A 23,905-nucleotide genomic window follows, 5' to 3' on the forward strand; every position below is an offset into this window, starting at 1 on the left:
ACGCCAGGCGAAACGTTAATGAAGCGTGGTGTTCCGGCGATAAAAAAGCAACGGCCAGGTTAATATCCTTATGAGTTTGCTGGTTTTAGCCGCGCATACTGACGATTAAAGCGATAGTTTGCCTTTCGTTATTGAATATGATTGCTATTTGCATTTAAACTTGGCGAACCAGAGGAAACAGAATCATTATGCCGCTAAAAAAGATGTTCCTTAATCGCCGTATATCCGTGCCTTTCGTCTTGTCCGTAGGCCTGCACAGCGCCCTGGTGGCGGGATTGCTTTACGCTTCGGTAAAAGAAGTGGTGGAGCTGCCGAAGCCAGAGGACGCGCCGATCAGCGTCATGATGGTCAACACCGCCGCGATGGCTGAACCGCCACCGCCGGCGCCGGCCGAGCCGGAACCGCCGCAGGTCGAACCTGAGCCGGAGCCAGAACCGGAGCCTATCGTGGAGCCGCCGCCGAAGGCGATCGTGAAGCCGGAGCCGGTCAAGCCGAAACCGAAGCCTAAGCCGAAGCCGAAGGTCGAAAAACAGGTCAAACCGGAGCCGAAGAAGGTCGAGCCGCGCGAGCCGTCGCCGTTCAACAACGATTCGCCGGCCAAGCCGATCGATAAAGCGCCGGTGAAACAGGCGCCTGCTGCGCCGGTGCAGGGCAACTCGCGCGAGGTCGGGCCAAGGCCGATCAGCCGCGCCAATCCGCTCTATCCGCCGCGGGCCCAGGCTTTGCAGATCGAAGGCAACGTGCGGGTACAGTTCGATATCGACAGCGACGGGCGCGTGAGCAACGTGCGCATCTTGTCGGCCGAGCCGCGCAACATGTTTGAGCGTGAAGTGAAGCAGGCGATGCGCAAGTGGCGCTATGAAGCCAAAGAAGCGAAAGATCGCACCGTCACTATCCGCTTCAAGCTGAACGGCACGACTGAATTGAACTGAGTTCGGTCAACACAAAAAGAAAGGGTCGCCTCGGCGACCCTTTTTGCATTTGCGGCGTAGCGTCAGTTTATTCTTCGAAGCCGACGCGGAAATTCATTTTGCCCTCAGGCAGCGCGCGCGAGTTGCCTTCCGCATCGACAGCCACATAGGTGAACACCGCTTCGGTCGCCCGGTAGCGCTGGCCGATCGGGGCGGAGGAGACTTTCTTGACCCACACTTCGATATTGATGGTGATCGAGCTGCGCCCGGTACGGATGCAGTGCGCATAGCAGCAAACCACATCACCTACCGCCACCGGTTTCAGGAAGGTCATGCCGTCCACGCGCACGGTCACCACGCGCCCTTCGGCGATCTCTTTTGCCTGGATGGCGCCGCCGATATCCATTTGCGACATCAGCCAGCCGCCGAAGATATCACCGTTGGCATTGGTATCGGCCGGCATCGCCAGCGTGCGCAGCACCAGCTCGCCGCTGGGTAAAGGTCGTTGTTGTGTCATAGCAGTCTGCTTTTAAAAGGAGGGAATAACATCATACTGCCCGCGACAAGCGCCGCAGGCATTAACAATTTTGTAACTATTTTTTCTGTTCTTCCGGCATGTGCCGGTAAATATAGATACCGCTGAGGAGGGTGAAGACCAGCGTCAGCACCGTCAGGCCAAAGACTTTGAAATTGACCCAGACGCTTTGCGGCAGCCAGAAGGCGACATAGATGTTCGCCAGGCCGCAGGCCAGGAAGAAGACCGCCCAGGCCAGGTTAAGGTTGCTCCACACTTTGTCCGGCAGCGTCAGCTCTTTGCCCAGCATGCGCTGAACCAGCGGTTTTTTGAGCACCCATTGGCTGATCAGCAGCGCCAGCGCGAACAGCGCGTAAATCACCGTGACCTTCCATTTGATGAACAAATCGTTGTGGAACACCAGCGTCAGGGTACCGAACACCAGCACCATCAGGAAGGTGATCAGCGTCATCTTCTCGACCTTGCGGTATTTAACCCAGGTGAACACCAGCGCTAGTGCGGTAGCGACGATCAACGCGCCGGAAGCGACGTAAATATCGTACAGCTTGTAAAAAGCGAAAAAGACAATTAACGGGAGGAAATCAAGAAACTGCTTCATAAATCAATCCATCATCTGTTCATCGGCCGACTATACCGGATTCGGCGAGCTCTGTGTACCGCCGGGCGCTGCCGATTATCGGCGTTTGGCCGGCGGATTTCTGCCGCGAAAGCAGGAATTTGCATAAACTTACGCGAGAAAGCGCGGGCGCATTGCCAGCGCGTGCCGCAGGCCGCATAGTAAGTAGCATAATAACCAGATAATTTACCGCGGAAAACAGCATGCAGTGGAAATCTCTCCAGGCCCTGACGCCGGGTTTGACGCATTTATTGGGCTATCAACGCAGTTGGCTCAAGCCGGATATTCGCGCCGGCCTTTCCGTCGCCGCCGTCGCCTTGCCGGTGGCCATCGCCTATGCCGAGCTGGCCGGGGTCAGCCCGGTGGTGGGGCTCTATTCCTGTATTTTGCCGATGGTGGCCTATGCGCTGTTCGGATCGTCACGCCAGCTGATCGTCGGGCCCGACGCCGCCACCTGTGCGGTGATCGCCGCGGTGGTGACGCCGCTGGCGGCGGGCAATATGGAGCGCCATTGGCAACTGACCATCATGATGACCGCCATGATGGGCGGCTGGTGCCTGCTGGCCAGCCGGTTCAAGCTGGGGGCGCTGGCGGATCTGCTGTCGCGGCCGATCCTCAGCGGGTTGCTGAACGGGGTGGCGATCACCATTATGGTCGATCAGATCGGCAAGGTGTTGGGGTTCACGGTGCGCCCGGCGCAGCTGATCGAGCGCATCTACGCGCTGCCCGGCAACCTGCTGCACAGCGACTGGCTGACGATGGCGGTGTCGTTATTGACGCTGGTGACGCTGCTCGGATTTAAAAAATGGCGGCCTAACTGGCCGGCACCGCTGTTCGCCATCGTGCTGGCGGCGTTCGTGACCTGGGCGGGCGGCCTGCAACAGCATGGCGTGGTGACGGTGGGCGGTTTCAGCGGCGTGTTGCCGATCGTCCAGTGGCCGGATTTTCAGCCGGGGCTGCTGCGTGACATGGTGATCCCGGCGCTCAACCTGGCGGTGGTGAGCTTTGTCAGCATGATGCTCACCGCCCGCAGCTTTGCCGCCAAAAACGGTTATGAGGTGAACGCCGACGCCGAGTTTCGCGCGCTGGGGCTGGTGAATATCGTCTCTGCGCTGTCGCAAGGTTTCGCCATCAGCGGCGCAGACTCGCGCACCGCGGTGAATGACGCCAACGGCGGCAAGAGCCAGCTGGTGTCGATCATCGCCGCCGCGGTAATCGCCTTCGTCTTGCTGTTCCTGATGTCGCCGCTGCAGTTTATTCCGGTGGCGGGATTGGGGGTAGTGCTGATGTATGCGGCCTGGTCACTGCTGGACATCCGCGGCATCTGGATCTTGCGCCGTCGCAACGCGCAGGCGTTCCGCCTGGCGCTGTTTACCTTCCTCAGCGTGCTGCTGGTGGGGGTGATCAGCGGCATCGGGCTGGCGGTGTTGCTGGGATTGATGCAGTTTCTGCGCACCGTCTTCCGGCCGACGGAACAGCTGCTGGGCGTCAACGACGAAGGCATGATCCACTCCATGGGCAACAACAATGGGGTGAAGGCGGTGCCCGGCGTCATGATGTATCGTTTCAATTCGCCCCTGACCTATTTCAACGTGGCGTACTTCAAACGCCGCATTCTCAATTTGGTCGACGGCACGCCGTTCCAGCCGCGTTGGGTGGTGGTGGACGCGGTGGCCAGTTTTACCCATGCCGATATCAGCGTGTTGGCGGCCATAGACGAACTGAAACGCGATCTGTTACAGCGTAACGTTAGACTGGTGCTGGCGGGGCGTCGCACCGAACTGACGCGTTGGTTCCGCATCAACCGCTTAGGGCGCGACAAAGAGCTGATTTTGGTGCCGGATCTGTATCTGGCGCTGAAGCTGATTCAGAGTAAGGAGCAGGCGGAAGCCGCCGTGATGGGGTAAACAAAAAAGGGGCGCGCCGAAGCGTGCCCCTTGATTTTCGCTGACGCCGGCGTTAGCCGCGCAGCAGCATATACAGGCGGAACAGGTAGATCAGCAGCAGGGCAGACACCAGGTTGCTCAACGCGGTCAACACCACGCTGGCGACGTTCGGCGTCAGCACCGACAGATGGCTCACCAAAAACAGCACCAGCAGTTTGGCCGCCAGCCACAGCATCATCGCCGGCACGATCACGCGCGCATTGGCGAAGGCCAGTTTGCTGCTCAGCTTGAGCGAAGCGAACACGCCTTTCTTGTCGACCGAGGCGATCACCGGCGCCAGCGCGAAGGCGATCGCCATCAGCACGCCCGGCACCACAAACAGCGTCAGGCCAAGCTGGATCAGCAGGGTGCAGATAAACAGCAGCAGCAGCAGGCGCGGCAAGTCGGGCGCCGAGGCGCCGAGCGCGCGCAGGGCGCTGGTGCGTTGCCCTTGCGACACCAGACGAATCAGCGTCAACATCCCGCCGACCAGCAGCACGTTGCCGACCAGCGCGGAGAAGGTGGCGGCCGCCGACACTTTCAGCAACACCATCTGCTGTTCCGGCGTCATCTGCTGGATCACTTCCTGAATGCCCATACCGGTAGACGAAGCGAAATCGCTGGTGGTGGCAGCGAGCGTCGCCAACTGTTCGGCATCGGGGCTGAAGGCCTGATTCAGCAGCACGGAGATAAACGCCGTCAACAACGCCAGCATCAGGATGCTGGCCAGTTGGTTGCGTAAAAAGTTAAAACTGTCACGGTACAAAGCGTTGGCCGTGATAGACATGCAGACTCCTTGGCGTCGGGAAAACAGAGATAAATCAGTGGGTGATTGTACCCTGTTCCACGCCGCTGTGGCACCCCGCGAATTGCACTACGCCTATTTCTTCAACGATCGTCGTCTCAGGCAGCGACAGCGGCAGGGGCACCGGCAAGGGCGGCAGGCCGTAGCGTTCCCGGGCGCGATCGCAGGCTTCGTTGCGCAGGCCGTTTTCACCGGACTGATCGAACTCTCTGCACGGGCTGGGCCGATTGAGGTAGATCGAGCAGGACACGGCTTTGCCGATCTCGCCGTCCAGCGCGTTGCAGCGAGGGGACTTGCTGTTGGTCCCCTGCATGCAGCGCAGGAACGGGGTTAAAGGCTCCGTCAGGGAAAGAGGGACGGTGCCGCCGCCGTCTTCGGCTTCGGCCCAATAGAATGACACTCGAAAATAACCGCAGCATGCGCCGCAGCTGACACAGGGATTAAGGATTTCGCTCATCTTGATTGCCCGCCGACTCCTCACGGCACCAACCAAAACCAACACGGAAAATGAAATTACCTCAGCCGCAATTTTCTCCGCAACCGAAATTTGAACATGTAGATAATTTGCAACAAAATCGATTTTTTGATGCAGATCAATCCTTGATTTATTAGGCGGTTAGGTAACCTTGTTTTTAGTAGGATTTTAAATTTTTACACATAAGATGTGATCTCGATGGGATCACAAATACCCGAAAGTAGGTATATTCCCCCCTCGAGCGATTAACCACACAAATGGAATGGATAATGAAAAAGACAACTCTGATGGTATTGGCGACGATGATGGCGCCTATGTTGGCAAGTGCGCATCAGGCCGGTGATTTCCTGTTCCGCGCGGGCACCGCGACGGTGCGTCCAAATGCGGGTTCGGACAACGTGCTGGGGTTGGGTTCGCTGGATGCGAAAAACAACACCCAGCTCGGTCTGACCTTCGGTTATATGGTGACGGACAACATCGGCGTTGAGTTGTTGGCCGCAACGCCATTCCGCCACAAGGTGACGCTGGGCGGCACCGATCTGGCGACCGTTCACCAGTTGCCGCCTACGCTGATGGCGCAATACTACTTCGGCGATAAGCAGGACAAACTGCGTCCTTACCTGGGCGTCGGCGTTAACTACACCACTTTCTTCGATGAGAAGTTCAACGACTACGGCAAAAGCGCCGGGTTGAGCAATCTCGATCTAAAAGATTCCTGGGGTGTGGCGGCGCAGGCCGGCCTGGATTACAACCTGGATGAGCACTGGATGCTGAACATGTCGGTGTGGTGGATGAATATCGAAACCAAAACTCGCTTCAACGATGCGAATGGTGGGCACCACAGCTTCGATACGCGTTTGGATCCGTGGGTGTTCATGTTCGGGGCGGGGTACCGCTTCTGATGAAGGCTCCAAGCAGGGAGGCGTTGCGCCTCCCTGTGTCGGTATTATTTAATCTGCATTACGTTTTCAACCGATTTCACGCCGGCCACGCCGCGTGTGACCTGCACCGCACGGTTGGCGTCATCGCTGGACGTCACGAAGCCGCTCAGCTGTACGCGCCCTTTAAAGGTTTCCACGCTGATTTCGCGTGACTTGATGTTTTTATCCGCCAGCAGTGCCGATTTCACTTTGGTGGTGACCACCGTGTCATCGATATAACCGCCCGTTCCCTCAGATTTTGCCGTCGGCGCGCAAGCGCTCACCGCGACCGCCACAACGGCTGCCATGCACAAGGCCGAAAGGGTTTTAAACAGCTTCATAAATTACTCTCCATGCAATGTTATGGTTGAAATTCGCTACGGTTTTTCGCCGCAGCGGGCGCATTCCCCAAATCAAACGAAGAAATGCATAGCGAACAAAGTTCATTGTGAGACAAGACCTGGGTTTGTTCAAATTTTTGCTGTAAATAAATGGAACAAACTTTGAGGGGAAACAAGCTGTTAAAGCGAGCGCCGGCAGGGCGCTCGCTGAAGAGGATCACGCCCGGGTGGCGCGCTTCATATTGCTGACGAAGGCCGCCAGCCTGGTCAGCATCTCCGCCGGGTTGGCATGGTGCTGTTCGATGATTTTGACGATTGCCGAGCCGGAGATCGCGCCGGCGGCCCCGGCCTGCAGCGCGGCCTTCACCTGCTCGGGTTCGGAGATGCCGAAGCCTTGCAGCGGCGGCGCGGCGTGGTACTCGCGCAGCTTGTTCACCAGGTGATGCAACGGCAGCTGCGCCCGGCTTTCGGTACCGGTGACGCCGGCACGCGACAGCAGATAGGTGTAGCCGCGGCCGTGCGACGCGATTTCCCGCAGCAGATCGTCATCGGCGTTCGGCGGGCAGATGAAGATCGGCGCGATGCCGTGGCGCGTGGCGGCGGCGCGGAACGGCGCAGACTCTTCAAACGGCACGTCGGCGACCAGTACCGAGTCCACGCCCACTTCGGCGCAGCGTTGGTAAAACGCATCGATGCCTTTATGGAACACCAGGTTGGCGTACATCAGCAGGCCGATGGGAATGGTCGGGTGCTTCTGGCGGATGGTCGCCAGCATCTCGAAGCACTGGGTCGGCGTGACGCCGGCGGCGAAGGCGCGCAGCGTCGCGCTCTGGATGGTGGGGCCATCCGCCAGCGGATCGGAGAAGGGGATGCCCAGCTCCAGCGCGTCCGCGCCGGCTTCGATCAGGGTGTCGATAATCTGCAGCGACAGCGCCGGATTAGGATCGCCCAGCGTCACGAACGGGACGAAGGCGCCTTCCTTGCTGCTTTCCAGACGCGTGAACAGTTGCTGATAACGTTCCATCAGATTTCTCCCCGTGCTTTCAAAATGTCGTGAACGGTAAATATGTCTTTGTCGCCGCGGCCGGACAGGTTGACCACCAGGATCTGCTCTTTCTGCGGCGTTTCACGGATCATTTTCAGCGCGTGCGCCAGGGCGTGCGAGGATTCCAGCGCCGGGATGATGCCTTCATGGCGCGACAGCGCCTTGAACGCTTCCAGCGCTTCGTCGTCGGTGATCGACACGTATTCGGCGCGGCCGGTGCTGTTCAGGTAGGCGTGCTGCGGCCCGACGGACGGGAAGTCCAGCCCGGCGGAAATTGAATAGGATTCTTCAATCTGGCCTTCGGCGGTCTGCATCATCGGCGCTTTCATGCCGAAGTAGATGCCGACGTGGCCGTGCTTCAGCGGCGCGCCGTGCTGGCCGGTTTCGATGCCCAGGCCGGCAGGTTCCACGCCGATCAGCCCAACGTCGGCGTCATCGATAAAATCGGCGAACATGCCGATGGCGTTGGAGCCGCCGCCGACGCAGGCGATGACCGCATCCGGCAGGCGGCCTTCGCGCTCCAGCACCTGCGCTTTGGTTTCTTCGCCGATCATGCGCTGGAATTCACGCACGATGGTAGGGTACGGATGCGGGCCGGCGGCGGTGCCGAGCATATAGTGCGCGGTTTCATAGCTGCCGGACCAGTCGCGCAGCGCTTCGTTGCAGGCGTCTTTCAGGGTGGCTGAGCCGCTGTGCACCGGGATCACTTCCGCGCCCATCAGCCGCATGCGGAACACGTTAGGCGACTGGCGCTCGACGTCTTTGGCCCCCATATAGATGCGGCATTTCAGGCCGAGCAGCGCGCAGGCCAACGCCGAAGCGACGCCGTGTTGGCCGGCGCCGGTTTCCGCGATGATCTCGGTTTTGCCCATGCGCTTGGCCAGCAACGCCTGGCCCAGCACCTGGTTGGTCTTGTGCGCGCCGCCGTGCAGCAGGTCTTCACGCTTCAGGTACAGCTTGGTGTTGCTGCCGGCGGTGAGGTTTTTACACAGCGTCAGCGCCGTCGGGCGGCCCGCGTAGTTCTTCAGCAGATCGATAAATTCCGCCTGGAATGCCGGATCGCGCTGGGCGCTGACAAAGGCTTCTTCCAGTTGTTTCAGGGCCGGCATCAGAATTTGCGGCACGTATTGGCCACCAAATTCGCCGAAGTAGGGGTTAAGCAGCGTCATGAGAGTTCCCGTTATTATCCGTTATTAATGTTGAGCCGTATTCAGTAGGCGCGCAGGGTCTGGAAGACCGAGGCCAGGCGCGCGGGATCTTTGATGCCCGGTTCGCTTTCCACGCCGGAGTTGAAGTCCAGCCCGGCGCAGCCGAGCTTGGCCGCCTCGACGCAGTTGTCGGCGCGCAGGCCGCCCGCCAGCATCACGTTAGTCAGATCTTCACCTTGCAATACCGACCAGTCGAAGCGTTGGCCGGTGCCGCCGGCGCCGTTGTCGAGCAGGTAGCGATCGACATGCTGCAGATCGCGCGCCGGCACCCGATCTTTCACGCTCAGCGCTTTCCAGATGCGGCAATCGGCCGGCAAGCGGGCGCGCAGGGCGTTGATATAGGCCTGGTCTTCTGCGCCGTGCAATTGCACCGCGTGCAGACCGAGGCGCTCAACGGTCAACGCCACGGTATCGACCTGGGCGTCGCAGAACACGCCGACGTACTTCAGCGGCGCGCCGGAGATCACTTCGCGAGCGCGGGTGATGTCCACATAGCGCGGCGAGCGGCCGACGAAAATCAGCCCGCCGTAGATGGCGCCGGCCTGATAGGCGGCGGCGGCGTCCTGCGGACGGGTCAGGCCGCACACTTTGTTTTCGCCCAGGATCACGCGGCGCACGGCGGCGCGCAGATCGGGTTCCGACATCAGCGCGCTGCCGATCAGGAAACCGTTGGCGTAATGGCTCAGCTCGCGGATCTGCCCGTAGTTGTTGATGCCCGATTCGCTGATCACCGTCACGCCGTGCGGCACGCGCGGCGCCAGCTGACGGGTGCGGTTCAGATCGATGCTCAGATCGCGCAGATCGCGGTTGTTGATGCCGACCACGCGCGCTTCCAGCGCGATCGCGCGCTGCAGCTCTTCTTCACTGATCACTTCGGTCAGCACGCCCATGTTCAGGCTGTGGGCCACCGCCGCCAGTTGGCGGTACTGCTCGTCGGTCAACACCGACAGCATCAGCAGGATGGCGTCGGCCTGATAGTAGCGCGCCAGGTAAATCTGATACGGATCGATGATAAAGTCTTTGCACAACACCGGCTGGCTGACGGTTTTACTGACCAGCGGCAGGAAATCGAAGCTGCCCTGGAAGTATTTCTCGTCGGTCAGCACCGAGATCGCCGAGGCGAAATCTTTATACACCGTGGCGATCTCCACCGGATCAAAGTTCTCGCGAATCAGTCCCTTGGAAGGCGAGGCCTTCTTGCATTCGAGAATGAAAGCCGTCCGGGTGCCCTGCAGCGCGTGATAGAAGCTGCGTTCGCTCGGTACGATGTCGTTCTGAAAGCCGGCCAGGGGCTGTTGCTGTTGTCGCGCCGCGATCCATTGCGCTTTGTCGCGGACAATCTTGTGTAGCACGGTTTCCTGCATCATTTATCCTCTTGCCGCCAGTGCGATGACACGCTCATAGGCCTGCCCGCTGTTGATCATATCCAGTGCCTGCCGCGCATTTTGGCGGAGGTCTTCATGTCCGAATAACTTCAGAAGCAACGCGACGTTGGCCGCGACCGCCGCGGCGTGCGCCGGCTCGCCTTTACCTTGTAACAGCCGCGCCAAAATGTCACGGTTTTCTTCCGGCGTGCCGCCCAGCAAGGCTTCCAGCGGATAGGTTTCCAATCCGAAGGACTGCGGCGTGAGCTGGTAGCTGCTGATTTCGCCGTTGTTCAATTCCGCCACGTGCGTCGGGGCGTGGATCGCCACCTCGTCCATGCCGCCGCCGTGAACCACCGCCGCACGCTGATAGCCCAGCACGCGCAGGGTTTCGGCGATCGGCAGCACCAGTTCCGGGCTGTAAACGCCGATCAGCGCCAGTGGCGGACGCGCCGGGTTGATCAGCGGGCCCAGCACGTTGAACAGCGTGCGGGTTTTCAGCTGCTGGCGTACCGGCATGGCGTGACGAAAACCGGTGTGGTACTGCGGCGCGAACAGGAAACACACGCCGAGATCGTCCAGTGCCTTGCGCGCTTCTTCCGCCGGCAGATCCAGGCGGATGCCGAACGCCGCCAGCAGATCCGAAGAGCCGGAGCGGCTGGAGACGCTGCGGTTGCCGTGTTTGGCGATCTTCGCGCCGCACGCCGCCGCCACGAAGGCGCTGGCGGTGGAAATATTGATGCTGTTGGTGCCGTCGCCGCCGGTGCCGACGATATCGGCGAACGGGTAGTCAGGGCGCGGGAACGGCTGAGCGTCGTCCAGCAGCGCTTTGGCGGCGCCGGCGATCTCTTCCGGGCGCTCGCCGCGGACTTTCATGCTGATCAACGCCGCCGCCAGTTGGCTCGGCTCCAATTCGCCGCGCACGATGGCGCTGAACAGCTGTTGGCTTTCCTGCTGGCTCATCGACTCGGCGCGGTACAGTTTCTCAAGAATAGGTTGCATCGTCGTGTTCCTTATATTACTTCGCCAGCGCCCAGGCCAGGGTCTGCTCAAGCAGGCGCGCGCCGTGGGTGGTCAGAATCGATTCCGGGTGGAACTGGAAGCCGCACACGCGGCGATGATCGTCGCGCACCGCCATCACCATCTCGCCGAACCGGGCGTTGACGGTGAGATCGGCCGGGATATTGCTGCCGACCAGCGAGTGGTAGCGCGCTACCGGCAGCGGGTTGGCCATGCCGGCGAACATACCTTCGCCATCGTGAACGATCGCCGAGGCCTTGCCGTGCAGGATCTCGCCCGCCTGGCCGACCTGGCCGCCGTAGGCTTCGACGATCGCCTGGTGGCCGAGGCAGATGCCGATGATCGGCAGCCGGCCGCGCAGGCGCTGCAGCAGTTCCGGCATGCAGCCCGCTTCGGACGGGGTGCCGGGGCCGGGCGACAGCATCAGCACCGGCTGGGTCATGTGCTCCAGGCGTTCGATGATCACCTCGGCGGCGATCTGGTTACGGTAAATCACCACCTGGTGGCCGCTGGCGCGCAGCTGATCGACCAGGTTGTAGGTAAAGGAATCGACGTTGTCGAGCAGCAGAATATCGGCCATCAGAACACCTCCTTGGCATGGTGCGCAGTGGCGATGGCACGCAGCACGGCACGGGCTTTGTTGCGGGTCTCGTCGGCTTCCGCCTGCGGGATGGAATCCAGCACCACGCCGGCGCCGGCCTGCACGGTGGCGATGCCGTCTTCAACGTAGGCGGAACGAATGACTATGCAGGTATCCAGATCGCCGGTGGCGGTGAAGTAGCCTACCGCGCCGCCGTAGCTGCCGCGGCGTGTGCCTTCGGAGGCGGCGATCAACTGCATCGCCCGCACTTTCGGCGCGCCGCTCAGGGTGCCCATGTTCATGCAGGCCTGGTAGGCGTGCAGCACGTCGAGATCGGCGCGCAGGGTGCCCACTACCCGGGAAACCAGGTGCATGACGAACGAATAGCGGTCCACCTTGGTCAGGTCGGCGACGTAGCGGCTGCCGGCCTGGCAGATGCGCGCCAGATCGTTGCGCGCCAGATCGACCAGCATCAGGTGCTCGGCCAGCTCTTTGTGGTCGGTGCGCATTTCCAGCTCGATGCGGCTGTCGAGATCCAGATCCAGCGAACCGTCCTTACTCCGGCCGCGCGGGCGGGTGCCGGCGATCGGGTAGATTTCGATTTGGCGATTGCTCGCGTCGTATTTCAGCGCGCTCTCCGGCGAAGCGCCGAACAGGGTGAAGTCATCATCCTGCATGAAGAACATGTACGGGCTGGGGTTGTTGTCTTTCAAGGTCTGGTAGGCTGCCAGCGGCGCCGGGCACGGCAGGGAGAAGCGGCGCGACGGCACCACCTGGAAAATCTCGCCCTGGCGGATCGCTTCCTGCAGCCCGCTGACCACCGCGCCGTACTCTTCGTCGCTCTGGTTACAGCTCAGCTGCATGTTTTCCAGCGTTTGGTGCGGGATCGGCTGCGGGGTTTGTTGCAATTCGGCCTGCAGCTGTTCCAGGCGTTGCTGCAAACGCTGCGCTTCACTCGCCTGCTCACTGAAGACGCTGGCCTGCAGACGGGCCGTACCGCGTTGGTGATCCAGCACCAGCAGGGTTTCCGCCAGATAGAAGCAGAAGTCCGGGCAGCGCTGATCCTGGCGCAGCGCCGGCAGGTCTTCGAAACCGGCGACCAAATCGTAGGCGAACAGGCCGCCCAGCATCACGGCTTCGCGCTCGTCCGCCGGGGAGTCCACCAGGGTCAGCAGCGTGCGCAGCGCGTCGAACACCGACAGTGAACGCAGGCGGGCGTCTTCGTCCTGCACCGCGTCGATCGCCGGGAAGCTCAGCTCGCGGCCGTTGGGGCGCGCCTGATTGCGCACCTCGGGCGGCAGCGCTTCGTCCAGCAGCGGCAGCAGCGCCGCACCGTTGGCGCTCAGTGCCTGCACGCTGACGGTGTGGCCCAGTGCGGTAATGCGCAGCGCGCTGTCGATCACCAGCAGGCTCTGCAGATTCTGTTTGCTGTTGATTTCCGCCGATTCCAGCAGCAGGGTGGCCGGACGGGCGCCGCACAGCTGGTGGAAAATGGTGGTGGGATCGCCCCGGTAGCTGGCTTGCGCCTTCAGCAATGTCAGTTGTGGTTTGGTGTTCATCATCGGTGGTTCCAGTGAATTCTGTCCATAAAAAAGCCCGCATCGGGTGCGGGCTCAGGAAATCTGCATTGTCAGATGACAGCTATGCGCGATTACACCGCCCGCAAGAGGGAGGTACGCCACCAACCGTGAAGAGAAATGTAATTGTTCATTTGCAGACTCTCTCTGTTAACGCTCATCCGACACGGCCATTGCCGTGAACTTGTGTACTAGTTAACTGGTTCGAGGGGGCAAAGTCAACCCTCTTTTTGCACAATGTTTTAGCGGTCAGCGTGAATTCTATTCATCATTCCGCCTGGCGTCCGCGGCCGGGGCAGAATAGATTTCCGTCCGGCCGCCGATCGCGGGTATGATAGAAAACCAAGCCATTGCCGGATAGCCGTTTTGACAGACAGTAACCCCCCATCCACCGCCTTTACTCTGTACGACCTCCACAGCCACACAACCGCCTCCGATGGCTACCTGACGCCGACGCAGCTGGTGCAGCGGGCGGTCGAGATGCGCGTGGGCGTGCTGGCGATCACCGATCACGACACCACCGCAGGCCTGGCCGAGGCCGCCGCCGCCATTGCGGAGCAGGCGTTGCCGCTGCGGCTGGTCAACGGGGTGGAAATCTCGACGCTGTGGGAAAATCATGAGATCCATATCGTTGGATTGGGCATGGACGTCGCGCACCCGGCGCTGGTGGCGCTGTTGGCGGAACAAACCGAACGGCGCAATCGGCGTGCGCAGGAGATCGGCGTGCGTCTGGGTAAGGCGCGCATTCCCGACGCCTATGCCGGCGCCCAGCGGCTGGCGGGCGACGGCGCGGTGACCCGCGGCCATTTCGCCCGTTATCTGGTGGAGATTGGCGTGGCGGACAACATGGCGCAGGTGTTCAAGAAATACCTGGCCAAGGGCAAAACCGGCTACGTGCCGCCGCAGTGGTGTACAATAGAACAAGCCATTGATGCGATTCATCAATCGGGCGGCCAGGCGGTGATGGCGCATCCCGGCCGTTACGATCTGACCGCGAAGTGGTTGAAACGTTTGCTGGCGCATTTCGCCGAACACGCCGGCGACGCCATGGAAGTGGCGCAGTGTCAGCAGGCGCCGCATGAGCGCTCGCAATTGGCGAAATACGCCCAGGACTACCGCCTGTTGGCCTCGCAAGGCTCTGATTTTCATCAGCCTTGTTCGTGGATCGAACTGGGCCGCAAACTGTGGCTGCCGGGCGGCGTCGAGCCGGTGTGGCGCGATTGGCCGCAGCCTGGCGAGGCGGTCTGATTTTACGCGCGTGGCAACGCGCGCGGGCATCATTTTAGGAGCAAGTCATGAGTCAGCTTTTTTATATTCACCCGGACAACCCGCAGCCGCGTTTGATTAACCAGGCGGTCGAGGTGTTGCGCAAGGGCGGGGTGATCGTTTATCCCACCGATTCCGGCTATGCGCTGGGTTGCATGCTGGAAGAGAAGGCGGCGATGGAGCGCATTTGCCGCATCCGTCAGCTGGACGGCAACCACAACTTTACCCTGATGTGCCGCGATTTGTCCGAGTTGTCGACCTATGCGCACGTCGATAATACGGCGTTTCGCCTGATCAAAAACAATACGCCGGGTAACTACACCTTCATTCTGAAAGCGACCAAGGAAGTGCCGCGCCGCCTGATGAATGAAAAGCGTAAAACCATCGGCCTGCGCGTGCCGTCGAACCCGATCGCGCTGGCGCTGCTGGAGGCGCTGAACGAACCGATGATGTCCACCACCCTGATGCTGCCGGGCAATGATTTTGCCGAATCGGATCCGGAAGAGATCAGCGATCACCTGGGCAAGGTGGTCGATCTGGTGATCCACGGTGGTTTCCTCGGTCAACAGCCGACTACGGTTATCGATCTGACCGAATCCTCGCCGGAAGTGGTGCGTGAAGGGGCGGGCGACGCGGCGCCTTTCCGCTGATGTAAACCGTCGCCGACTTGCCCATTGTCTGAAAATCGGCTGAAGCGACGCTATTTCGGGTGAAAGCAGCTATTCTTGCTACTTCAGAATTGATAATGGGCAGGATGCGCACCAATGATTAAACGGGTTTCTTTTTTAGCGGCCTTATTATTTTCCTCGATGGCAAATGCGGGTTTTTATTCGGGCAGTTCCTTGCTGGCGGAATCCGGCGGTTACGTAAAAAATAAAAACGGTGAGGCCACCGTGGCCGAAGCGCTTAACGGCGGCATGTTTATGGGATACGTCGCCGGCGTATTCGATACTTATTCGATGCAGGGCAACCGCAATATTTGCCCGGAAGCCGGGATGAGTATCGGCACGGCCGCCGATGCGGTGATGCGCTATTTGAACGAGCATCCCGAGCAGTTGCATTACTCTGCGCCTTCGGTGATCATGCTGGCGTTAAGCGCCGCCTATCCCTGCGTGCGCCATTAAATTTGCATTCCATTTAGTGCGCATTTTTTCATAAGGTGCGCTCTCATACTTTCCGCACGAACTTCAATAGATCAATCTCCGCGGCGCTGTCACCTTAGCATCGTCGGCATCCCCCGAACGGGTCGGGGAGAGACGCGCAGGAGGTTATATGACCACATTTCACAGCGCCAACATCGCTCTCGATTATCAGGATATCGGCTCAGGGCCGCTCACGCTGGTGCTGCTGCCCGGCTGGTGCGAGCCGAAAACCGTGTTCGATCCCTTCATCGCCCTGGCGGCAGAACGTTATCGGGTGATCAGCATCGACTGGCGCGGCCACGGCCTGTCGTCAAAAACGGCGGAGATGTCGCTCGCGGCGGACGATTTGCTGGAAGATGTGCGTCAGCTACTGACGGCGCTGCGTTTGGACAACGTGGTGACTCTGTCGGTGGCGCACGCCAGCTGGTTGGCGGTGGCGTTGGCCGAAGCGTTGCCGCAGCGGGTGCGGGGCATGGTGTTTCTCGATTGGATCATGACGCAGCCGGAACCGGCGTTCTTTACGGCGGTGAGCCGCATGCAGCAGCCGCAGCAGTGGCTGGCGGCGCGCGACGCCTTGTTCGCCTTCTGGCAGGGCGGCATCCGCCACGAACGGGTCAAACGCCATCTGGAGGTTGAGATGGCGCAAGAAGATTACCGGCTCTGGCGTGCCGCCGGCGTGGCCATCGAACAGGCCTACCGGCAATTCGGCTCGCCGCTGCAACGTCTGGCGGGAATGAGCGTGCCGCCGCCGTGCCGCCACATCTACTCGCTGGATCGCCGCGACGACTATCTGCGGCGCCAGCAGGCATTTGCCGCCGAACAGCCGTTTTTCTCCGTGGTGCGTTTGGGGGAGGCTCGCACTCACCTCGGCATTCTGGAAAGGCCCGACGCGGTGCTGTGGGCGGTGGAGGATTTTTTGGCGCCGTAAACGCTGCCCGAGGGAGGTCGCCGCCGATAAAGTGGGTTTCAACACCTTAGAAAGCCTGTATAATGCGCGGTTCGATCCTGATAAATGTATTGTTACCGTTGTGGCGGTTGGCCGCGGCGGTTATCCCCCCGACGCCTGTGAAGGCGACATTAGAGGTTGCTCAATGAGCGAAAAGTTACAGAAAGTTTTAGCGCGCGCCGGGCATGGCTCGCGTCGTGAAATCGAAACCATGATTGAAGCCGGGCGCGTCAGCGTCGACGGCAAGGTCGCCAAGCTGGGCGATCGCGTTGAAGTGACGCCGGCGATGAAAATTCGCCTGGACGGTCATGTCCTGTCGATCAAAGAGTCTGAAGACGTGGTCTGCCGGGTGCTGGCCTACTACAAACCGGAAGGCGAGCTGTGTACCCGCAGCGATCCTGAAGGCCGCCCGACGGTGTTCGATCGTCTGCCTAAGCTGCGCGGTTCGCGCTGGGTGGCGGTAGGGCGCCTGGACGTCAACACCTCCGGTCTGCTGCTGTTCACCACCGATGGCGAACTGGCCAACCGTCTGATGCACCCGAGCCGTGAAGTGGAGCGCGAGTACGCGGTACGCGTGTTCGGCCAGGTCGACGATGCGAAAGTGAAGCAGCTGAGCAAGGGCGTGCAGCTGGAAGACGGCCCGGCTGCCTTCCGCACCATCAGCTTCCAGGGCGGTGAAGGCCTCAACCAGTGGTACAACGTGACCCTGACCGAAGGCCGCAACCGTGAAGTGCGTCGCCTGTGGGAAGCGGTGGGCGTGCAGGTGAGCCGCCTGATCCGCGTGCGTTATGGCGACATCGATCTGCCGAAAGGCCTGCCGCGCGGCGGCTGGGCCGAGCTGGATCTGCCGGCGATCAACTACCTGCGCGAGCTGGTGGAATTGAAGCCGGAAACGGTCAGCAAGATGCCGGTGGAGCGTGAGCGCCGCCGCGTGAAGGCTAACCAGATCCGCCGCGCGGTCAAGCGCCATTCGCAGGTGGCCGGCAGCGGCCGCCGCAGTGCGCCAGGCAGCAAGCCGGGTAAACCGGGCAAGCCGAGCAAACGCGGCTAATCTCTCATTCTGGCCCCGTTCGGGGCCAGAACTTTTGTTACCAATCGATCCCCTGTTGCGCCTTCACGCCCGCATCAAACGCGTGCTTCACCGGCCGCATCTCCGTGACCGTATCCGCCAGTTCCAGCAGATCGCGATGGCAACCGCGCCCGGTCAGGATCACCGTTTGGTGCGCAGGGCGCTCCAGTAACGCGGCCTTCAGCTCTTCCAGTTCCAGATAGCCGTAGGTCAGCATGTAGGTCACTTCGTCCAGCAGCACCAGATCCAGGCTGCTGTCGGTCAGCATGCGTTTGCCGTGTTGCCACACCGCCTGGCAGGCGGCGGTATCGCTGGCTTTGTTCTGCGTCTCCCAGGTGAAGCCGGTGGCCATCACCTGAAATTCAACGCCGTGTTGCTGCAGCAGATTCTTTTCGCCATTGGGCCATTCGCCCTTGATGAACTGGATCACCCCGGCGCGCATGCCGTGGCCGACCGCCCGGGTGACGGTGCCGAAGGCGGCGGTGGTCTTACCCTTGCCGTTGCCGGTAAACACCAGCAGCAGGCCACGCGTGTCCTGCGCCGCGGCGATGCGCGCATCGACCTGTTCTTTCAGGCGCTGCTGGCGCTGCTGATGACGATCTTCCGCCATGAAAACGCTCCTTATTCGGCCGCGCCGGGTTTACGGTTCGGCTGGGCGTCGAAGCTCATGCCGGTTTTGCGGCGGCTGTCTTCGCCCATCAGATACAGATACAGCGGCATGATATCGGCCGGGGTTTTCAGCTTGTTCTTGTCTTCGTGTGGGAAGGCAGATGCGCGCATTTTGGTGCGGGTGCCGCCCGGATTGATGCAGTTCACCCGCAGATTGCGGTTTTTATACTCGTCGGCCAACACCTGCATCATGCCCTCGGTGGCGAACTTCGACACCGCATAGGCGCCCCAGTCTGCGCGGCCGGTGCGCCCGACGCTGGAACTGGTGAACACCAGCGAACCCGCGTGGGATTTCAGCAGCAGCGGCAGCAGCGCCTGAGTCAGCATAAAGGTGGCGTTGACGTTAACCTGCATCACTTCTTGCCACATGGTCATCGACAGGTCGGCCATCGGCGCGATGTCGCCGAGCAGGCCGGCGTTGTGCAGCACGCCGTCAAGGCGGGGGAGCTGGCGCGCCAGATCGTCGGCTATCTGCCGGCATTGCTCCGGCGTGGCGTGCAGCAAGTCCAGCGTCACCACCAACGCTGGGGCGCCGCCCTGGGCCGCGATCTCTTGTTGTACCGCCAGCAGCTTGCTTTCGGTACGCCCCAGCAGCACCAGCCGGGCACCGAAGCGCGCGTAGGTCAGCGCCGCTTCGCGGCCGATGCCGTCGCCGGCGCCGGTGACCAGAATGATACGTTGTTCGAGCAGATCTTGCTTGGGTTGGTAATGCACGATAAATCCTCGCCTGGGTGGCCGTTCTCCCGCAGATATCGGGGAGCAAGAGTGAAACGCGCGGCCGGGGCGGGAGCGAAGGCTCGACCGTCTACGGGCCGCGCAGCGAATGCGTCTCATCATATTGATGAATAATGGGTGTTATATGCCTTAATCCGCCGGCATTTTCAATGCGTAGCAGGCTGAAATGGCATTCTTTTGTAACAAAAGCGCGGCGGCGACGGCTTGGTTCGGCCGCAAATCGTCCCCATAGTGATGCTCCGTGCGCAATGAATTTTCATTTAGCCGCGACAGCAGCCGCTGCGGTTGGCTAAAATGGGAAGAATCATACTAACAACCTGTAAATAAAGGCGGAATCTGTGGAGTTTATATCTGTTTATGGCCTGTTTCTGGCCAAGGTTGCCACGGTGGTGCTCGCCATCGCCGCGTTGGCCATACTGGCTGTCAGTCTGGGGCAACGCAAGAGCCGCCAGAAAGGGGAGCTGCAGCTGACCGATCTCGGTGAACAGTATCGCGAGATGCAGCGTGACATGCGCCTGGCGCGCATGGATGCCGCCGAGCAAAAGGTTTGGCTGAAACAGTTCAAGAAACAGACCAAGGCCGACGACAAGCTGAAAAAGCAGCGCGCCAAGTCCGGCGCGGTCGAGGTGGCCAAGCCGTGCCTGTATGTGCTGGATTTCAAGGGCAGCATGGACGCGCACGAGGTGACCTCGCTGCGCGAAGAGATCTCGGCGGTGTTGGCGGTGGCGTCGGCGCAGGATGAAGTCCTGCTGCGGCTGGAAAGCCCTGGCGGAGTGGTGCACGGCTACGGCCTGGCGGCCTCGCAGCTGGAGCGCCTGCGTAAAGGCGGCATTCGCCTGACGGTAGCGGTGGATAAAGTGGCGGCCAGCGGCGGCTACATGATGGCCTGCGTCGCGGATCGCATCGTGGCGGCGCCGTTCGCCATCATCGGCTCGATCGGCGTGGTGGCGCAGATCCCGAACTTCCACCGCCTGCTGAAGAAGAACGACATCGACGTGGAGCTGCACACCGCCGGGCAGTTCAAACGCACGCTGACGCTGTTCGGTGAAAACACCGAACAGGGGCGCGATAAGTTCCGTGAAGATCTGAACGAAACCCACGAGCTGTTCAAGCGCTTTGTGCATGAGCAGCGCCCGTCGCTCGACATCGACAGCGTCGCCACCGGTGAGCACTGGTTCGGTTCACAGGCGAAAGAGAAGGGCCTGATTGACGCTATCGGCACCAGCGATGACTTGCTGATCGCCGAGCTGGATAACCACGAAGTGATCGCCGTGCGCTATTCGCGCCGCAAACGCCTGATGGATCGCTTTACCGGCAGCGCGGCGGAAAGCGTCGATCGCTTGCTGTTGCGCTGGTGGCAGCGTGGGGAAAAGCCGCTGCTGTAACGGCGGCGATAGCGTGAATCAGCGGGGGCCGGGCGCCCCCGTTTTCTTTTCTCAATCGACCAGGTGGTATTTTTCCGAAAGCAGATGGGCCAAATGTTTAAACATATTAAATACCGCGGTGGTTTTGGCGGTGGGCAATCCGTCGGCATCCAAAAAGTATTCGCCGCGGAAAACTAAAACGCCGTTTTTTTGTTCAACGTCGGTGGCGATCATGCCGTGCAGATAATCTTCGTGTTGGCGGATGATGTTATTTGCTTCCGCCAGCAGGGCCTCGCGGCCGATAGGGGCAGTATTTGTGCGCATTTATTAGACTCCAAACTAAAAACTCTGCGCATATTCTAACGCCGGTTCGCTTTTATCCGCAAACCGACTAAGGTTTATTTGCCGTCTGGATGGCCATGCGCGGCCGCCGGTTGGCGAAATCGGTCTTTCCGTGCTAATTAGGTTGCGTGACGCTTTTTATCAGGTACAGTGTGGGATTTTGCGGCGTCGGGTGGAAGGTTTTGTTTACGCCATGAATAAAACTCACACAGCCATACTTCTGGGGCATGGGTGAATAGCAGGCAGGATCAACAACTTGCGTTCAGGTTGAGCGGTTGAGCAACTAAAAGAAAAAAATCTGTTGATCTCTTGCCAGACTGCCGCAATATAAAAAAAGAGACACGAATTGCCGCGGCACGGCGAGATAAAAGACTTCTTTTTAGAAGAAATAAATTAGGTAAAGGTAAATATGGGTAAAGCTCTCGTAATAGTTGAGTCCCCGGCAAAAGCCAAAACTATTAATAAATATTTAGGAAGTGACTACGTGGTGAAGTCCAGCGTCGGTCATATCCGTGATTTGCCGACCAGTGGCTCAGCCAGCAAAAAGAGCGCTGACTCAACCGAAGACAAAGCCAAGAAAAAAGTTAAAAAAGATGAGAAGGCGGCGCTGGTAAATCGCATGGGCGTCGACCCTTATCACGGCTGGAAAGCGCATTATGAAATCCTGCCGGGTAAAGAAAAAGTGGTCGCCGAGTTAAAATCGCTGGCGGAAAACGCCGACCACATTTATCTCGCAACCGACCTTGACCGCGAAGGGGAAGCCATCGCCTGGCACCTGCGGGAAGTGATCGGTGGGGATGACAAACGCTTTAGCCGCGTGGTGTTTAACGAAATCACCAAAAACGCGATCCAGCAGGCGTTCAAACAGCCGGGCGAGCTGAACATTGACCGCGTCAACGCGCAGCAGGCGCGCCGGTTCATGGACCGCGTGGTGGGCTATATGGTCTCGCCGCTGCTGTGGAAGAAAATCGCCCGCGGCCTGTCCGCCGGCCGCGTGCAGTCGGTGGCGGTGCGCCTGGTGGTTGAGCGCGAGCGCGACATCAAGGCCTTCGTGCCGGAAGAGTACTGGGAGCTGCATGCCGATCTGCTGGCGAAGGGTGAAACCGCGCTGCAGATGGAAGTGACCCACGCGCACGACAAACCGTTCAAACCGGTCAACCGCGAGCAGACTCACGCCGCGGTCAAGCTGCTGGAAAAAGCCCGCTACACGGTGCTGGATCGCGAAGACAAACCGACCAGCAGCAAACCGGGCGCGCCTTTCATTACCTCCACGCTGCAGCAGGCCGCCAGTACCCGCCTGAGCTTCGGCGTGAAAAAAACCATGATGATGGCGCAACGGCTGTATGAAGCCGGCCACATCACCTATATGCGTACCGATTCCACCAACCTGAGCCAGGATGCGCTCAACATGGTGCGTGGCTACATCGGCGACAACTTCGGCGACAAATACCTGCCGAAGGCGCCGAATCAGTACAGCAGCAAAGAGAATTCGCAGGAAGCGCACGAAGCGATCCGTCCTTCGGACGTGAACGTGCTCGCCGAGCAGTTGAAAGACATGGAAGCGGACGCGCAGAAGCTGTATCAGCTGATCTGGCGCCAGTTCGTTGCCTGCCAGATGACGCCGGCGCAATACGATTCCACCACGCTGACGGTGAAAGCCGGCGATTATCAGCTGCGCGCCAAGGGCCGTACGCTGCGCTTTGACGGCTGGACCAAGGTGATGCCGGCGCTGCGCAAGGGAGATGAAGATCGCACCCTGCCATACGTCGAAATCGGCAGCGAACTGGATCTGCAGAAACTGATCCCAAGCCAGCACTTCACCAAGCCGCCGGCGCGCTACAGCGAAGCCTCGCTGGTGAAAGAGCTGGAAAAACGCGGCATCGGCCGCCCGTCCACCTACGCCTCCATCATCTCGACCATTCAGGATCGCGGTTATGTGCGGGTGGAAAGCCGCCGCTTCTATGCCGAGAAAATGGGTGAGATCGTCACCGATCGCCTGGAAGAAAACTTCCGCGAGCTGATGAACTATGACTTCACCGCACGCATGGAAGATGGTCTCGATGAGGTCGCCAACAACCAGGCCGAGTGGAAAGCGGTGCTGGACGAGTTCTTCGTCGACTTCAGCGAACAGCTGGAAACGGCGGAGAAGGATCCGGAAGAAGGCGGCATGCGGCCTAACCAGATGGTGATGACCAGCATCGACTGCCCGACCTGCGGCCGCAAGATGGGCATCCGTACTGCCAGCACCGGCGTGTTCCTCGGCTGTTCCGGCTACGCGCTGCCGCCGAAGGAGCGCTGCAAAACCACCATCAACCTGGTGCCGGAAGCGGAAGTGCTCAACATCCTCGAAGGCGACGAGGCGGAAACCAACGCGCTGCGCGCCCGCCGCCGCTGCAAGAAATGCGGTACGGCGATGGACAGCTATCTGATCGACAACCAGCGCAAGCTGCACGTCTGCGGTAACAACCCGGCGTGCGACGGTTACGAGATCGAAGAGGGCGAGTTCCGTCTGAAAGGCTACGACGGCCCGGTGGTGGAGTGCGACAAGTGCGGCTCGGAAATGCACCTGAAAATGGGGCGTTTCGGCAAGTACATGGGCTGCACCAACGAGAACTGCAAAAACACCCGCAAGATCCTGCGTAACGGCGACGTCGCGCCGCCGAAGGAAGATCCGGTGCCGTTGCCGGAGCTGCCGTGCGAGAAGTCCGACGCCTATTTCGTGCTGCGTGACGGCGCTGCCGGCGTGTTCCTGGCAGCCAACACCTTCCCTAAATCGCGCGAGACCCGCGCGCCGCTGGTGGAAGAGCTGGCTCGCTTCAAGGATCGCCTGCCGGAGAAGCTGCGCTATCTGGCCGATGCGCCGGTGGCGGACGCCGAAGGCAATAAAACGCTGGTACGTTTCAGCCGTAAAACCAAACAGCAGTACGTCTCTTCTGAAAAAGACGGCAAGGCGACCGGTTGGTCTGCGTTCTACGTGGACGGCAAGTGGGTCGAAGGCAAGAAGTAAGGCCAATGTCCCGCCCGCAAGATGAAAAACCAGCCCTGGCGGC

22 protein-coding genes, 1 pseudogene and 1 other annotated feature are annotated in these 23,905 nt (G+C 60.3%); of the genes and pseudogenes, 10 read left to right on the plus strand and 13 right to left on the minus strand.

Translation table 11 applies throughout. The features are described 5' to 3' along the window. Window positions 1-188 precede the first annotated feature (188 nt). On the plus strand, window positions 189-932 hold the full coding sequence (tonB, locus tag ACF8MC_RS02480) for a TonB system transport protein TonB (protein ID WP_016927510.1): 744 nt from the start codon (window positions 189-191) through the stop codon (window positions 930-932). Between the two features lie 67 nt (window positions 933-999). On the opposite strand, the gene yciA is transcribed toward tonB, so the two are convergent. Together yciA and ACF8MC_RS02490 are read right to left on the minus strand one after the other, a co-directional pair. Then, on the minus strand, window positions 1,000-1,428 hold the full coding sequence (gene yciA / locus ACF8MC_RS02485; protein ID WP_004932085.1) for an acyl-CoA thioester hydrolase YciA: 429 nt from the start codon (window positions 1,426-1,428) through the stop codon (window positions 1,000-1,002). 76 nt (window positions 1,429-1,504) lie between these two features. After that, entirely contained in the window at window positions 1,505-2,044 is a 540-nt protein-coding gene (locus ACF8MC_RS02490; protein ID WP_004932082.1) for a septation protein A, read from the minus strand. Between the two features lie 221 nt (window positions 2,045-2,265). On the opposite strand from ACF8MC_RS02490, the gene ACF8MC_RS02495 reads away from it, so the two are divergent. Beyond that, window positions 2,266-3,969, plus strand: coding sequence for a SulP family inorganic anion transporter (locus ACF8MC_RS02495; protein WP_033634768.1), 1,704 nt, complete (start codon window positions 2,266-2,268; stop codon window positions 3,967-3,969). A 52-nt stretch (window positions 3,970-4,021) separates the two neighbouring features. Here the strand turns inward: ACF8MC_RS02495 and ACF8MC_RS02500 are convergent, their stop codons facing one another. Together ACF8MC_RS02500 and ACF8MC_RS02505 are read right to left on the minus strand one after the other, a co-directional pair. Next, window positions 4,022-4,774 carry a YciC family protein gene (locus ACF8MC_RS02500; protein WP_033647584.1) on the minus strand — a complete coding sequence of 251 codons (753 nt, stop codon included), beginning with the start codon at window positions 4,772-4,774 and terminating at the stop codon, window positions 4,022-4,024. A gap of 34 nt (window positions 4,775-4,808) precedes the next feature. Further along, entirely contained in the window at window positions 4,809-5,249 is a 441-nt protein-coding gene (locus tag ACF8MC_RS02505; RefSeq protein WP_033634766.1) for a YkgJ family cysteine cluster protein, read from the minus strand. Window positions 5,250-5,536: 287 nt separating this feature from the next. Between ACF8MC_RS02505 and ompW the strand changes: the two genes are divergently transcribed. Next, entirely contained in the window at window positions 5,537-6,169 is a 633-nt protein-coding gene (gene ompW, locus ACF8MC_RS02510; protein WP_004932076.1) for an outer membrane protein OmpW, read from the plus strand. A gap of 44 nt (window positions 6,170-6,213) precedes the next feature. On the opposite strand, the gene ACF8MC_RS02515 is transcribed toward ompW, so the two are convergent. The 6 genes and pseudogenes from ACF8MC_RS02515 to ACF8MC_RS02540 all read right to left on the minus strand — a co-directional run bounded on the left by ACF8MC_RS02515 (window position 6,214) and on the right by ACF8MC_RS02540 (window position 13,307). Continuing rightward, a complete protein-coding gene (locus tag ACF8MC_RS02515; protein WP_025303053.1) occupies window positions 6,214-6,528 on the minus strand; it encodes a BON domain-containing protein in 315 nt (104 codons plus the stop codon). 217 nt (window positions 6,529-6,745) lie between these two features. Beyond that, the gene (gene trpA, locus ACF8MC_RS02520) at window positions 6,746-7,552 is read right to left on the minus strand and encodes a tryptophan synthase subunit alpha (protein ID WP_164105008.1); all 807 of its coding nucleotides are present in this window, start codon (window positions 7,550-7,552) and stop codon (window positions 6,746-6,748) included. Further along, complete coding sequence (trpB, locus tag ACF8MC_RS02525) at window positions 7,552-8,742, minus strand: tryptophan synthase subunit beta (RefSeq protein ID WP_033634762.1); 1,191 nt, start codon at window positions 8,740-8,742, stop codon at window positions 7,552-7,554. Before trpB ends, trpA begins: the two co-directional genes overlap by 1 nt. Window positions 8,743-8,783: 41 nt before the next feature. Further along, window positions 8,784-10,145: a bifunctional indole-3-glycerol-phosphate synthase TrpC/phosphoribosylanthranilate isomerase TrpF gene (gene trpCF, locus ACF8MC_RS02530; RefSeq protein ID WP_080289017.1), complete on the minus strand. Its 1,362-nt coding sequence runs from the start codon at window positions 10,143-10,145 to the stop codon at window positions 8,784-8,786. A gap of 3 nt (window positions 10,146-10,148) precedes the next feature. Next, a pseudogene (gene trpD / locus ACF8MC_RS02535) lies at window positions 10,149-11,745 on the minus strand (bifunctional anthranilate synthase glutamate amidotransferase component TrpG/anthranilate phosphoribosyltransferase TrpD). After that, entirely contained in the window at window positions 11,745-13,307 is a 1,563-nt protein-coding gene (locus ACF8MC_RS02540) for an anthranilate synthase component 1 (protein WP_164105007.1), read from the minus strand. Before ACF8MC_RS02540 ends, trpD begins: the two are co-directional and overlap by 1 nt. Window positions 13,308-13,331: 24 nt before the next feature. Next, window positions 13,332-13,435, minus strand: a sequence feature (Trp leader region). A 253-nt stretch (window positions 13,436-13,688) separates the two neighbouring features. On the opposite strand from ACF8MC_RS02540, the gene ACF8MC_RS02545 reads away from it, so the two are divergent. From ACF8MC_RS02545 to rluB, 5 genes are all read left to right on the plus strand, one after another. Then, window positions 13,689-14,570 (plus strand): PHP domain-containing protein, encoded by an 882-nt coding sequence (locus ACF8MC_RS02545; RefSeq protein WP_164105006.1) that lies wholly within the window; start codon window positions 13,689-13,691, stop codon window positions 14,568-14,570. Between the two features lie 47 nt (window positions 14,571-14,617). Beyond that, window positions 14,618-15,238, plus strand: coding sequence for an L-threonylcarbamoyladenylate synthase (locus tag ACF8MC_RS02550; RefSeq protein ID WP_033643268.1), 621 nt, complete (start codon window positions 14,618-14,620; stop codon window positions 15,236-15,238). Between the two features lie 114 nt (window positions 15,239-15,352). Continuing rightward, window positions 15,353-15,712: a Rap1a/Tai family immunity protein gene (locus ACF8MC_RS02555; RefSeq protein WP_033634755.1), complete on the plus strand. Its 360-nt coding sequence runs from the start codon at window positions 15,353-15,355 to the stop codon at window positions 15,710-15,712. A gap of 148 nt (window positions 15,713-15,860) precedes the next feature. Further along, window positions 15,861-16,658, plus strand: coding sequence for an alpha/beta fold hydrolase (locus ACF8MC_RS02560; RefSeq protein ID WP_164105005.1), 798 nt, complete (start codon window positions 15,861-15,863; stop codon window positions 16,656-16,658). A 163-nt stretch (window positions 16,659-16,821) separates the two neighbouring features. After that, window positions 16,822-17,727: a 23S rRNA pseudouridine(2605) synthase RluB gene (gene rluB / locus ACF8MC_RS02565; protein ID WP_033647574.1), complete on the plus strand. Its 906-nt coding sequence runs from the start codon at window positions 16,822-16,824 to the stop codon at window positions 17,725-17,727. Window positions 17,728-17,764: 37 nt separating this feature from the next. Here rluB and cobO read toward each other — a convergent pair whose 3' ends face one another. Together cobO and ACF8MC_RS02575 are read right to left on the minus strand one after the other, a co-directional pair. Then, window positions 17,765-18,355: a cob(I)yrinic acid a,c-diamide adenosyltransferase gene (gene cobO / locus ACF8MC_RS02570; protein ID WP_164097274.1), complete on the minus strand. Its 591-nt coding sequence runs from the start codon at window positions 18,353-18,355 to the stop codon at window positions 17,765-17,767. Between the two features lie 11 nt (window positions 18,356-18,366). Then, window positions 18,367-19,128 (minus strand): YciK family oxidoreductase, encoded by a 762-nt coding sequence (locus ACF8MC_RS02575; RefSeq protein ID WP_060438590.1) that lies wholly within the window; start codon window positions 19,126-19,128, stop codon window positions 18,367-18,369. A 359-nt stretch (window positions 19,129-19,487) separates the two neighbouring features. Here ACF8MC_RS02575 and sohB point away from each other — a divergent pair, with 359 nt between their 5' ends. Continuing rightward, window positions 19,488-20,534, plus strand: coding sequence for a protease SohB (sohB, locus tag ACF8MC_RS02580; RefSeq protein ID WP_101426997.1), 1,047 nt, complete (start codon window positions 19,488-19,490; stop codon window positions 20,532-20,534). Between the two features lie 51 nt (window positions 20,535-20,585). Here the strand turns inward: sohB and ACF8MC_RS02585 are convergent, their stop codons facing one another. Then, the gene (locus tag ACF8MC_RS02585) at window positions 20,586-20,837 is read right to left on the minus strand and encodes a YciN family protein (protein ID WP_033634749.1); all 252 of its coding nucleotides are present in this window, start codon (window positions 20,835-20,837) and stop codon (window positions 20,586-20,588) included. Window positions 20,838-21,264: 427 nt separating this feature from the next. Here ACF8MC_RS02585 and topA point away from each other — a divergent pair, with 427 nt between their 5' ends. Beyond that, window positions 21,265-23,862: a type I DNA topoisomerase gene (gene topA / locus ACF8MC_RS02590; RefSeq protein ID WP_033647571.1), complete on the plus strand. Its 2,598-nt coding sequence runs from the start codon at window positions 21,265-21,267 to the stop codon at window positions 23,860-23,862. Window positions 23,863-23,905: the final 43 nt, after the last annotated feature.

This window comes from Serratia sp. LACPHL-BACT-2024-00286, assembly GCF_043109535.1.
GTDB lineage: Bacteria > Pseudomonadota > Gammaproteobacteria > Enterobacterales > Enterobacteriaceae > Serratia > Serratia sarumanii.

Bases quoted from the DNA above. Each gene is read 5' to 3' on its own strand.
- tonB (WP_016927510.1), top strand. From the start codon at position 189: ATGCCGCTAAAAAAGATGTTCCTTAATCGCCGTATATCCGTGCCTTTC.
- yciA (WP_004932085.1), bottom strand. From the start codon at position 1,428: ATGACACAACAACGACCTTTACCCAGCGGCGAGCTGGTGCTGCGCACG.
- ACF8MC_RS02490 (WP_004932082.1), bottom strand. From the start codon at position 2,044: ATGAAGCAGTTTCTTGATTTCCTCCCGTTAATTGTCTTTTTCGCTTTT.
- ACF8MC_RS02495 (WP_033634768.1), top strand. From the start codon at position 2,266: ATGCAGTGGAAATCTCTCCAGGCCCTGACGCCGGGTTTGACGCATTTA.
- ACF8MC_RS02500 (WP_033647584.1), bottom strand. From the start codon at position 4,774: ATGTCTATCACGGCCAACGCTTTGTACCGTGACAGTTTTAACTTTTTA.
- ACF8MC_RS02505 (WP_033634766.1), bottom strand. From the start codon at position 5,249: ATGAGCGAAATCCTTAATCCCTGTGTCAGCTGCGGCGCATGCTGCGGT.
- ompW (WP_004932076.1), top strand. From the start codon at position 5,537: ATGAAAAAGACAACTCTGATGGTATTGGCGACGATGATGGCGCCTATG.
- ACF8MC_RS02515 (WP_025303053.1), bottom strand. From the start codon at position 6,528: ATGAAGCTGTTTAAAACCCTTTCGGCCTTGTGCATGGCAGCCGTTGTG.
- trpA (WP_164105008.1), bottom strand. From the start codon at position 7,552: ATGGAACGTTATCAGCAACTGTTCACGCGTCTGGAAAGCAGCAAGGAA.
- trpB (WP_033634762.1), bottom strand. From the start codon at position 8,742: ATGACGCTGCTTAACCCCTACTTCGGCGAATTTGGTGGCCAATACGTG.
- trpCF (WP_080289017.1), bottom strand. From the start codon at position 10,145: ATGCAGGAAACCGTGCTACACAAGATTGTCCGCGACAAAGCGCAATGG.
- ACF8MC_RS02540 (WP_164105007.1), bottom strand. From the start codon at position 13,307: ATGATGAACACCAAACCACAACTGACATTGCTGAAGGCGCAAGCCAGC.
- ACF8MC_RS02550 (WP_033643268.1), top strand. From the start codon at position 14,618: ATGAGTCAGCTTTTTTATATTCACCCGGACAACCCGCAGCCGCGTTTG.
- ACF8MC_RS02555 (WP_033634755.1), top strand. From the start codon at position 15,353: ATGATTAAACGGGTTTCTTTTTTAGCGGCCTTATTATTTTCCTCGATG.
- ACF8MC_RS02560 (WP_164105005.1), top strand. From the start codon at position 15,861: ATGACCACATTTCACAGCGCCAACATCGCTCTCGATTATCAGGATATC.
- rluB (WP_033647574.1), top strand. From the start codon at position 16,822: ATGAGCGAAAAGTTACAGAAAGTTTTAGCGCGCGCCGGGCATGGCTCG.
- cobO (WP_164097274.1), bottom strand. From the start codon at position 18,355: ATGGCGGAAGATCGTCATCAGCAGCGCCAGCAGCGCCTGAAAGAACAG.
- ACF8MC_RS02585 (WP_033634749.1), bottom strand. From the start codon at position 20,837: ATGCGCACAAATACTGCCCCTATCGGCCGCGAGGCCCTGCTGGCGGAA.
- topA (WP_033647571.1), top strand. From the start codon at position 21,265: ATGGGTAAAGCTCTCGTAATAGTTGAGTCCCCGGCAAAAGCCAAAACT.